The 8,459-nt window shown below is 54.0% G+C and carries 3 protein-coding genes, 2 pseudogenes and 1 other annotated feature; of the genes and pseudogenes, 1 reads left to right on the top strand and 4 read right to left on the bottom strand.

Annotation, left to right across the window (positions count from 1 at the left end; genetic code table 11):
- Window positions 1–301, bottom strand: a pseudogene (locus XalbCFBP2523_RS15330) (IS3 family transposase); the annotation flags it as partial.
- Between the two features lie 51 nt (window positions 302–352).
- On the opposite strand from XalbCFBP2523_RS15330, the pseudogene XalbCFBP2523_RS15335 reads away from it, so the two are divergent.
- Window positions 353–1,584, top strand: a pseudogene (locus XalbCFBP2523_RS15335) (IS3 family transposase).
- Window positions 631–747 (top strand) — a sequence feature (AL1L pseudoknot). It overlaps the preceding pseudogene by 117 nt.
- Window positions 1,585–1,665: 81 nt before the next feature.
- Here XalbCFBP2523_RS15335 and XalbCFBP2523_RS16475 read toward each other — a convergent pair.
- The 3 genes from XalbCFBP2523_RS16475 to XalbCFBP2523_RS17470 all read right to left on the bottom strand — a co-directional run bounded on the left by XalbCFBP2523_RS16475 (window position 1,666) and on the right by XalbCFBP2523_RS17470 (window position 8,314).
- Entirely contained in the window at window positions 1,666–2,445 is a 780-nt protein-coding gene (locus XalbCFBP2523_RS16475) for a hypothetical protein (protein ID WP_146084117.1), read from the bottom strand.
- Between the two features lie 500 nt (window positions 2,446–2,945).
- Window positions 2,946–7,589 carry an RHS repeat-associated core domain-containing protein gene (locus tag XalbCFBP2523_RS16480; RefSeq protein ID WP_146084118.1) on the bottom strand — a complete coding sequence of 1,548 codons (4,644 nt, stop codon included), beginning with the start codon at window positions 7,587–7,589 and terminating at the stop codon, window positions 2,946–2,948.
- 266 nt (window positions 7,590–7,855) lie between these two features.
- Window positions 7,856–8,314, bottom strand: a complete 459-nt coding sequence (locus tag XalbCFBP2523_RS17470) for a type IV secretory system conjugative DNA transfer family protein (RefSeq protein WP_430523485.1) — start codon at window positions 8,312–8,314, stop codon at window positions 7,856–7,858.
- Window positions 8,315–8,459: the final 145 nt, after the last annotated feature.

The following is an 8,459-nucleotide window of genomic DNA, read 5'->3' on the forward strand; positions in this document are numbered from 1 at the left end:
ACGGCGGATGAGCTGAAAGAGCTTTCCAAACCCACGCTCGGGAAAACGCTCCGCCAACTCGGACAGCAGCGCAATGACCTCTTCATCCCGATCAGGACCGCGCCGATAGCGTGCCGTCGAGCGAGCCACGCCCAGCACCGAACGGCCCGGCGCTCGCTCCAGCCATGCGGCTCGATGAGTCAGGCAAGAAGCGGGCGCTTATGCGCCGGGTCTACAATGTTTTTGCGATGACATCCTTCAATGCATAGTTTTCCATCGCAAGCTCGGCATACATCCGCTTGAGCTTGCCGTGTTCGGTTTCCTGAACCGCCCCGGTTTCCGCGGAGGCTCAACACTCTGAGAGGATTGAGCCATGAGCAAGTCGAACAAGTTCTCGCCCGAGGTACGCGAGCGCGCGGTAAGGATGGTGCAGGAGCAGCGCGGAGAGTACCAATCGCTGTGGGCGGCCATTGAATCCATAGCCCCAAAGATTGGCTGCGTGCCGCAGACCCTGAACGAATGGGTCAAGCGCGCCGAGGTCGATGCCGGTGCGCGTGAGGGCGTGACGAGCAGCGAGGCGCAGCGGATGAAGGAACTCGAGCGCGAGGTCAAGGAGCTGCGCCGGGCCAACGAGATATTGAAGCTGGCCAGTGCGTTTTTCGCCCAGGCGGAGCTCGACCGCCGACTGAAGTCGTGAAGGCCTTCATCGACCAGCATCGCAATGCCTTCGGGGTCGAGCCGCTCTGCAAGGTTCTGTAGGTTGCCCCGTCGGCCTATCGACGTCATGCCGCGCTACTGCGCGAGCCCAGCAGGCGCTGTATCCGCGCCAGACGCGACGAGCGGCTAATGCCGCAGATTCAGCGCGTCTGGCAAGCCAACATGCAGGTCTACGGTGCCGAGAAGGTGTGGCGGCAACTGGCACGCGAAGGCGTCGTCGTGGCCCGCTGCACGGTCGAGCGGTTGATGCGCAGCATGGGGCTGCGCGGCGTGGTGCGCGGCAAGGTCGTGCGCACCACCATCGGCGATGCCAAGGACCCATGCCCGCTGGACCGGGTCAATCGGCAGTTCCGTGCCGAGCGGCCGAACCAGCTGTGGGTCAGCGACTTCACCTACGTCTCAACCTGGCAGGGCTGGCTGTATGTGGCCTTCGTCATCGACGTGTTCGCTCGTCGCATCGTAGGCTGGCGAGTGAGCAGTTCTATGCGCACGGACTTCGTGCTCGATGCTTTGGAGCAGGCCCTGTATGCCCGGCAACCTGAGCGCGATGGCAGCTTGGTTTGCCACTCCGACAGGGGCTCGCAATACGTCAGCATCCGCTACACCGAGCGGCTGGCCGAGGCCGGCATTGAGCCGTCGGTAGGCAGCAAGGGCGACAGCTACGACAACGCGCTGGCAGAGACCATCAACGGCTTGTACAAAGCCGAGCTGATTCACCGCCGGGCACCCTGGAAAACTAGGGAGGCCGTCGAATTCGCCACGCTGGAGTGGGTGTCCTGGTTCAACCACCAACGCCTGCTCCAACCCATCGGCTACATCCCGCCAGCCGAGGCCGAGGCAAACTACTACCGGCAACTCGCCAGTCAGACCGCCGCCGTGGCGGCCTGACTTAAACCAAACAGCCTCCGCGGAAACCGGGGCGGTTCAATAGACCCAGGGAGTTATAGAAAAAAGTAGTGATTTTGCGACTTAAGAAGATTTATCTTCCGTACCCGCTTGCCCTCCATTATTCTGACTTTTATCAGACCGTTTCCGCCGCCGAAAAGTAAATCCACAAATCAGAAAAATGCCAAGTAGAACCGCAGGAAGTACGCATATAAAATATGAAACCCTTCGCGAAAAAATAATATTCTCATATTGATCGTATTGCATAGGCGCCACTACCGCGACAGATCCGGCAGCAACATCGTCAGTAACAGATATAGAAAATTCCGCATCAGCAATTAAATTCATGTATGTACAATAATCCCAATACCATACAGTAGTTTTTTCGGCCTTCCTCAATTCCCCCAGTTTAATATTTCGCTCATTTTCAATAGACGCATATGCTCCATCTTCTTTTTTTATAAGAATTTCCTTTTCCTTTTCAGGAAGACGAAGCACAATATTCCTAGAAGGAGCATCACCCGTGTTTTCCACTACAACTTGCACCATGCAAGACAACATCATATCTGGCAAAATATTTTTTGTATAGATATCATCAAGACTTGGCATGTCGTTCTTATAATGACCTATCCTCATCCTTGCATCCATCGCCTTAGGATCTTGAAGTGCGTTCCTGACATCCTCGGCTAACCTCAGCTTGAGAGCCTCCACAAGATCTTCTGAGGTATTTGGTGGCAATAAGAACTGATTAACGGATATAGAGGCACGCAAATTTCCTTTAGGGGCGCCCCACCACTGCCAAAATGCCAATACGGTACCTAATAATCCTGCAAACGCAGTAATGATGCCTCCCCATTGCCTCATGATTAAATCCCCATCATTTATTTATGCATCTTAATTTATATTAATTGCTCGTCAAATCGAACTGAATCTTGAGTTACCAGGATTTAGTGAACATCTGAGCGGCCATCGCTAACTTCATCCCGCGCCTGGTACGGCAAGATGTCGGTGGTTTGGCGGCTCACCTGAGACAGGCGGCCGCATGCAAGTTACTGAAAATCAAGCCAATTATTATTTAAAGGAATTATTATACCTCCGCACTCTTAATGCCTTGAAGCCCATAAAAATTGATGCAATAAAAAACAAAAATCCAATCCCGCCTCTGATATAAAAACGAACTGAAAGCTCTTGGACAACCGCCTTATCATGAGCGAAAAATGTCAACCACGCAGCCTGTATCGACCACGCAACAAACACCAATGAAATAAGAAAAAAAATTATAGAGCACGCCAAAATCAGATATTTATTCATATCCAAACTCCAATAATATATCGCCATCCGCTCCACCCATTGACCTGTTGAATTTAATTGTGTGCCGGATCAACAATTCTGCATTGCTCAAGCACATCATTAACAAACATGTGGCAATCATGAGCAAATGGAATAAATGGGCCGGTTTTCAATCCAACTTTAATTTTTTTATTGACACAATCCTCATCCACAGGCAATCCACGTATAGGAAGCTGATGAGACCCTGGCTTCTCCGACTCACCAGTATGATCAACGACTTGAGTAGCCGAGAAAGGCATATCTGGAGCAGCCTGACCAGGTACGTCACCATTGTCTGGACCCATACCTGCTTCGGCCGTATCAGTTTTAAACCACCAATGCTCAACACCCGAATCATTCAGAAAACTAAGAGGCCCATTAATATTAATAGGCCGCGCCCAGACTTGGACCTCTAACCCTCCAGCATCGGTGTACATCAATGGATTCCCCATGACATATGCATAGGTATTGAGACCACCAACCAACCCAATCGGATCACTCTGCACATAGCGGCCACCGCTCGTATCATAATCCCGGAAGTAGTTCTGGTTGAGCCCGCTCAGCGTATCGTACCGCTGCCCAGGGAAGCGCAGGTTGAACACGAATGCGGTGCCATCCTTGTCCGGGTCCTGGTTCGGCGGGGTATTGCCGAACGCTTCGCCCTTCATGTCCCAGCGCCAGATTGCCATGTCACGCACCGAGTCGATCACCGCGCGTGGTGTACCCAGGTGATCGGGCTCAATGTAGTTCACGCTCTTCTTTACCACAACGCCTACCGGCAGATCGTCCAGCCAGATCGCTTGCTGAACTGCAGCACCATTGCTGTCGTAATCGCCCAGCCAATGGCCGGCTTCATCATACAGCGTGTAGGTGTTGGTCTTGCCCACTTGCCGCACTTGTTCGCCATGACCGTTGTAGGCGTAGTTGGCGACCACAACGCCATTGCGCTTGACCTGTGCCAGCCGGCCGTTGGCGCCATACACCAACTGCTCCGCCGTGCCACCGATTGCAGTGGTGTTGCCAGTCGCGTCGTAGCTGCGCACGGTGCTGCCGACGCTGCTCAATTGATGACTGTTGGTCGGATAGGCGTAGGTCTGAGTGATGGTGTTGACCTTGGCGCTCAATCGGTTGCCGGTAGCGTCGTAGGTGTAGCCGTCGATCACCGTGCCGGTCGGGCCGTCCTTGAATGCAGTCAGCCGGCCCAGGGCGTCGTAATCCAGGCTCACCACTGCCGCAGTATTGCCCGGCGCGGTCAATGCGCTGAGATTACCTCCGGGGTCGAAGCCGAAGCCCACCGCCAAACCATCGCGGCGCGTGTCAGTAATCGTCTGCGGACGATAATCATGATCCAGCACGCGCTGCATCGGGCGACCATTGCCGTAGCTCCACCCAGCCACCGGGCCGAACGGATAATACGTGGCCTTGGTCAACAGCACTTGGCGTGTGCCGCCGGATGGGGTCACACCCACTTCCGTGATCTGGCCTCGTGCGTTGCGCACGTAATCGACCACGGCGCCGTCGGGATAGGTCAGTTGGCTCAATTTCCCGCTCTGCGTGTATGCATAGCGCAGTACGAGCACCTTGCCGTTGGTGGTCTGCACCTTGCGCACCAGATTACCGAAGCGGTCGTAGCAATAATCGGTGCCGCCACTGCCATCCTGCATGTGCGATAAGCGACCGATGGCATAGGTCTCGCCGCTGGCGCAGGTACTGGGGGCGATGTCGTAGGTGTAGCTGACGTTCAAGCGCGTATCCGGGTACACCGCGCTGCTCAGCCGGTTCAGCGCATCGTAGCTGTAGCCGGTATTGAGCTTGCGCGCGTTGATCTGCGTGGCGCGGTTACCCGCACTGTCGTAGGTGTACGTGGTCGTGCCGGTGTCCGGGCTGGTCAGCGTGGTCAGGTCGCCCAGACCGTTGTAGGCATAGGTGGTATTCAGCCCCTTGGGGTCGGTGACCTGGGTGATGTGATCCAGCGCGTCGTAGGCAAACGTAGTTTGCGCCGCGATGCCACCCACGTCCTGTAGCGTGCTCGCCAGACGGTTGAGCGGGTCGTAATGGTTCTGCGTGATGTGGCCCAGCGCGTCTGTAATTGTGGTGATGTTGCCGTTGGCGTCGTAGCCGAAGTCGGTCGGGTTGCCCTGCGCGCTGGCCTGTGTGGCAAGTTGACCAAGCTGGTTGTACACCCGCGACAGCGTGCGCTTGAGCGTGCCCGATGCATCCAGGGTGTCTTCCTTGAGCCGGTTGCCGGCATTGTCCAGGGTGTAGTGGACCGTGTTGCCGGCATTGTCGGCGATGTCGGTGAGGCGATGCGCCCCGTCGTAGGTGAAGGCAGTGAATCCACCATCGGGCTGGGTGATCTGCTTGACCAGCCCGGTCGGCCAGTAGTCGATGCGGGTGATGCGGTCATCGCTCTCGGTGCTGTCGTCGCTCCCGCGCACCTTGCGGGCGGTGAGCCAGCCGCGCGGGTGGTAGGTGTAGTCGGTTACCACACCGTTGGTGTCCTTCACCGACAGTAGGCGACCGGCGCCGTCGTAGGCCAGGTACTCTGTGACCTGGCCCAAGGCATTGGTCACCTTCCACAATTCGCCCTTACGGTGCGTGCAGGTGGTCGGCGATGTGGCGCAGGCGCTGTCGTCGCTGGAGTAGTAGGTGTAACTGGTGGTGTCGTTGAGGTCGGTGCGAGGGCCGTCGACAGACGTCACAACTCCCAGCAACGGGCAGCGTCCGGCATCGATGTCGCTGCCTAGGCAGTATTGAAGTGTAGTTTGCCGCACACCCGACGGGGCGTTTACAGCACTCCCACACACATAACTATCATCAGATACGCCATTGTCGTAATTGCAATAGGCCAACGTACGGCCCGTGTCGTCTCGTTTGGCAGTACTCAGGCGTCTTGTGGATGAGTCAGCGCCGCCTTCCACAACTGAACGAACCACCTGCATGGAATTATCACGCTCAATGGTCGTCTTTTTTTGCTGTTCGGTACCTGAGGCTTCAGTGAAGACGTTAGGATATGAGAATGAATTCGCATAACTATAATCCGTGAAGTTTCCATTGGGGTCTTTATATCCCGTTAGCCAATTGTAGTTTTGGTACAACTGATAATAATACTGATAGCTTTTCGAGCCATAACTCATAATATAGACATCGGGGCCGTCATAATCGTATAGTCTTCTTTCTCCGCTTGGCCGCGTAACCGTTGCATGGCCATAGTAGTCGTCGTATTCGATGTTTGTCGTGTCGGCCAGACTGTTATTCGAGCTGTTTAAGGTACTACTAATTGGCCTACCCTTGGCGTCATAGGAAAAGGCCGCATAACTTACCCCATTCTCGGAAATCCCCGTGAGGTGGTGAGGTGTCAGCCCTGGCGCCTGGCCAGCGTCAGCATAGTGATAGTCTCGCTTGTAGTCTGCTATTTTAGCGGCGGAAAGATTGCCCGCGCTGTCATAGTCATAAGTGACGGACTGTCCATCACTTGAGTCTACCTCAGTCAGCAACCCCATTTCTCCATCATCGCTATATTTGAATAGCAGCTGATGCCCAACGGCGTCAGTCACAGATTCAAGTCGGCCACTTTTGTTGTATGCGAGTGTTGCGTTCTTTTGAGGTGTCGATATGGACTCGATGCGGATCAACTTTCCGTCGATGTCGAATGTCTTGATCAGATCTCCAGTATCCACCATTCGATACTCGCCGCCAATTTTATTGATGACTCTGCCTGGAGTCGACACAGAATATCCGCTCCCACCTTCATTATCTGTCATAACATAGGGTTCAATATTACCCTTTTCATCTATAGCACTCACCTCATATCCCGAAAACAGCAAACTCTGCCCATAACTATGTGTCCAGCCACGTGCCATTCCGTGCACACTTGTTTGCTGCATAGAATGATAGTTACGGACAAAAGCACCAGATGGGAAATCTAGATCTTTCTCGAAGCGCGCCTTGTCTCCGGTCCCAGGGAAACAAGGTTGCCCATTGACCGGACAACTATTTACCTGCACCATCTTTGTTGAAATAGTTGGTGCGTAAGTGGTCCTGCATACGTAATTCAGGTTGTGCTGCCAACTCGGAATGTCAGAATAATAACCATCCGGACAAGTGATGACGCCATGCTTGCCGATGTCATAAATTAATTTCACGCCATTATCGTGTGAAATCTCAACTCGCCGCCTGTCATTTATATTGACAAAATCAATTCTCTGGATAGATGCTGATGCGAAGTTAGGTGCATCCAGATAACTTCCCATAACCTGAATGTCGGTAGGCGTATACCCGGAGTGTTCTTTATCATACTCAATTAGATAATCAATATCTTCCTGCTCGGTCGCAAACTGAAGCCCATACACCGCCTCATCAGGCTCATATCCATACATGTACTGTATGCTTGATGGCCCCCTAAGTGGGACAGCCCAATGTCCAATCCACACTCCCTGTCCATATGATGCTGTGTCAAAGTAGGTGGGAAATCTTTTGTCAAATGTTGCATAAGCCGAGGCAAAGTCGTTGAAAGAAAGACAGCTTTCCGCCGTCCCACAGACTATATATTTTCCACCAGACTGAGCGATTGCAACCAATGGGATCAAAAAAATAATCGCCACAAAATATAAAATATAGCGAGCGATTTTTCTCTTGCACATTCCTGCCAATAATTCATTCGGACGACAATCATTCATTTAATTAATTCCTTTTATATAAGCGGATTTTAGAATAAGAGTATCTAACAAAACGACTGCGTCGCCGTCGGGCGGGCGCGGGCAGTGCTCGGAATCCTCATGTACCCCCTATACACTGTGGTTTCTGTGCGCTGTCCACGCCTACCCGACAGCGACTCACGACATTCTAGGAAATGCGTGCGCTCATGTTGCTCAGCCAACGCCTTTTCCAGGACATCCAGCCGCTGTTTGAGGTCAGCACGCCCTCGACCGAAAATCTCATGCGATTACGCTCCGCCCAGCACGAGCCGAGGCACCTGCGGTGCTTTCAGCAACAGCGGCTTGAAGTAGCTGTCCTTGTAATAAAAAATCTTGTTGGCCAGGATCGGATAGCCAATCCCCTCAATGAACACGATGGCTTTGTCCGGCGCCAGTCCCTTGACCTCATCCGGATTCATCAGCGGACGCCGATCCAGCACCTCGGTATAGCTGTGGCTGCTGCCTGGGCCGTAAGACTGCGTGCGCTGCCGACGGCGCACGGTGGTCTCGCCCAGCATCTTCGAGTACTCCTCGGCATCGCGTTGCTCTCGCGGAGTGAACACGATCCGCACGCCGAGATTGGTAATTAAGCCGCGCGCTGTGTCGGCGCCATAGACCGATTCCAACTGCGCAATCGACTGGATCACGATCACGATGCGGATGCCATAGCCAGCCACCCAACCCACGGCCACCGGCACGATCTCCACCCGGCCCAACGCGGNGCTCTGGCAACTCGCGGCCATTGAGTTTGATCGCCTGCTCGAAGAACAGATTCAACACCCCTTTGGCTTCGATCAGCTTGGCCGGGCTGACGCCGACGTAGATGGACTGGACGGTCTTGCGCAACTTGCT

Source organism: Xanthomonas albilineans, assembly GCF_002939705.1.
GTDB classification, from domain to species: domain Bacteria; phylum Pseudomonadota; class Gammaproteobacteria; order Xanthomonadales; family Xanthomonadaceae; genus Xanthomonas_A; species Xanthomonas_A albilineans.

Bases quoted from the DNA above. Each gene is read 5' to 3' on its own strand.
- XalbCFBP2523_RS16475 (WP_146084117.1), bottom strand. From the start codon at position 2,445: ATGAGGCAATGGGGAGGCATCATTACTGCGTTTGCAGGATTATTAGGT.
- XalbCFBP2523_RS16480 (WP_146084118.1), bottom strand. From the start codon at position 7,589: ATGAATGATTGTCGTCCGAATGAATTATTGGCAGGAATGTGCAAGAGA.